At 39.4% G+C, this 2851-nt stretch carries 2 protein-coding genes and 1 pseudogene; all 3 read left to right on the forward strand.

Annotated elements, in window-relative coordinates:
- The first annotated feature begins 2 nt into the window (after positions 1 to 2).
- Positions 3 to 1502, forward strand: coding sequence for an ABC transporter substrate-binding protein (locus tag AC1DRF_RS21685; RefSeq protein ID WP_477741668.1), 1500 nt, complete (start codon positions 3 to 5; stop codon positions 1500 to 1502).
- A 59-nt stretch (positions 1503 to 1561) separates the two neighbouring features.
- On the forward strand, positions 1562 to 2515 hold the full coding sequence (locus AC1DRF_RS21690; RefSeq protein WP_477741669.1) for an ABC transporter permease: 954 nt from the start codon (positions 1562 to 1564) through the stop codon (positions 2513 to 2515).
- Positions 2516 to 2524: 9 nt separating this feature from the next.
- A pseudogene (locus AC1DRF_RS21695) lies at positions 2525 to 2851 on the forward strand (ABC transporter permease); the annotation flags it as partial.

The raw sequence follows: 2851 nt of genomic DNA on the forward strand, positions 1-2851 counted from the left end.
CCATTGTCCTCATGGTAGCAGGGTGCAGTGGTAATGCAAGCAAAAATTCTTCAAGTGAAAAAGAAGGAAAAGAAGGTGGAACGCTAAACGTCGCGTCTCAAAGTGAGCCAGCAACGCTAGATGCTCAAATTACTGGGGACTCAGATGTGAAAGACGCAACGCGCAGTATCTACGAAGGACTAATGATTTTAGACGAAAAAGGAAATCCTAAGCCTGACTTAGCGTCTAAAGTAGATATTAGCGATGATAATAAAACATACACGTTCCAATTAAGAAGAGGGGTTAAATTCCATAACGGTAAAGAAATGACTGCAGATGACGTTGTCGCTTCTATTAACCGCTGGATTAAGCTATCGTCTCTTGGGAAAACAAACTTCTCTGGTGCTGAAATGACCAAAACCGGTGATTATACAGTAGAGCTTCATTTACCATCACCAAACGTTAACACGCTTTCTTTATTAGCTGATCCAATCCCCGCAGCAGCTATTTTACCAAAAGAAGTCGTTGACAATGCATCTGATGAAGGGATCAAAGACTACATAGGAACAGGTCCATATAAAGTAAAAGAGTGGAAGAAAAATCAATATCTTTTATTAGAGAAATTTAAAGATTATTCTTCGAAAGGCCGCGAAGTTAAGAAAACTCCTCACGTCGATGAAATTAAGATTAGTTTCGTAAGCGATGAGTCAACTAGGATTTCTGGTATTACAACCGGACAATTTGACGTTGCGCTATCTGTATCAAGCGATAATGCCAAACAAGTTGAAGGCAGTCAAAATGCAAAAGTAGAAACATCACCAGGCGGATTTATGGGACTTTTCTACAACGCAGATAAAGGCGTCTTTAAAGACATCAATGCACGAAAAGCAGTTAACGCAGCTCTTAACTCAAAAGACATCTTAGACAGTTCTTACGGAAACTCGGATTATTACAAGCTTTCTTCATCCATTGTGAACAAAGAGTATCCAAATTACTACAGTACAGCTGGAAAAGAAGAATATAACCAGCATGATAAGAAAAAAGCAAAAGAATATTTGAAGAAATCTGGTTATAACGGAGAAGAAATTCGCTTAATGGCGTCTCGTGATTACCAAGATCAATACAATACAGCTGTTGTGGTTCAACAAGAGTTAAAAGACATTGGTATGAATGTAAAATTAGAAGTATACGACTGGGCGACATTCAGCGATAAAATGAGTGATACAAGCCAATGGGACATCTATCCTGTTGACTGGAACGCTCGTTCTACCATCTTCCAAGGATTCTGGACTACAAAAGGTACATCAGTTGAAAAATCAATGGACTACTTAAACAAAATTAAAGCTGCTCCTTCTGTTAAAGAAGCTCGCGGTGACATTGATGCAATTCAGCAATACGTATGGGACGAGCTTCCGTTTACGCTTATTGGTCATAAAGTGAACATCAATGCCGTTTCTAACAATGCAAAAGGTTATGAGTATAATTTAGGTCCAATTTTCTACAATATGAGTTTAACAAAATAATATCTTATTATTCTAATAAACAGAGGGCTTACGCTCTCTGTTTTAGAAAGGAGTTTACGATGGGAGCTTATACACTTAAGAGACTTTTTGCACTAATCCCTGTTTTATTCATTGTATCTATTGTTGTGTTCTTAATTACGCGCTTAACGCCTGGGAGTCCCGCAGCAATCATTTTAGGACAAGGCGCAAGTCCGGAACAAATTGCAGCGCTGAGCAAAGAAATGGGATTGGATGAGCCTGTGGTAAATCAATACTTTATCTGGCTATCTAACATTTCCCACGGAAATTTTGGCTATTCTTACTTTTTAAATAAACCTGTGCTCGGGGCAATTTGGGATAATGTAGGCCCTACGGTTTCTCTAGCTATACTCGCGCAAATTTTTGGTGTGGCGTTTGCTTTACTATTTGGTATATATGCAGCTAAACATAAAGGAACGATTCGTGATGAAAGCATTATGGGAGCTAGCCTTTTAGGTATTTCCATTCCTAGCTTTCTTCTCGGTTCATTCCTTATTTTGCTTTTTGCGGTACAGCTTCGAATTTTTCCTGTTTCAGGATACGTTCCGTTAAATGCTGGATTATTTGAGTATTTAAAGTACTTAGTTTTACCAACGATTACGCTTGGAGCGATTCAAGCTGCATTAATTACGCGTATGACGCGTTCATCTTTACTCGATACCATTTCTGAGAACTTTGTTAAAACGGCAAAAGCAAAAGGATTAAATGAACGCACAATTATGCTTAAGCATACGCTGCGCGTGAGTTTTTTACCGATTTTAACAGTTATCGGAGAATCATTTGCGGGACTTGTGACCGGAGCGGCGGTAACAGAATCATTATTTAACATTCCAGGGCTAGGTCAGCTGATTGTTTCATCAATTGAACGCCGGGATTACGCGCTTATTCAAGGAGCCGTACTTTTAATTACGGTTGCTTATGTGGTCATCAATTTAGTTGTTGATTTGCTGTATGCCGTGATCGATCCGCGTGTACGCAATTCTTATCATGATTAAAGGAGGGTGATGAATGTGAACGCACAACAAAATACAGAGACCATTTCAGTAACTGTAAAGAAAAAAAGAAACCCAGCGGTAGTGCGCTTTTTCTCAAATCGTTTGCTAGTAAGAGGAGCGATACTTATTTTATTATCTATTTTGATTGCTGTTTTTGCTCCGCTCATTTCTCCTTTTGGCAGCTTACAAATCGACCCTGCAAATCGATTAGCACCGCCGTCAAGCACGCACTGGTTTGGAACGGATAACTTTGGACGAGATGTATTTAGCCGGACAATGTACGGCGTCAGAATATCATTAATGATTGGAGCCGCAGTAACGATTATTGCTACTGCG

Source organism: Priestia sp. P5_B4 (genome assembly GCF_056400385.1).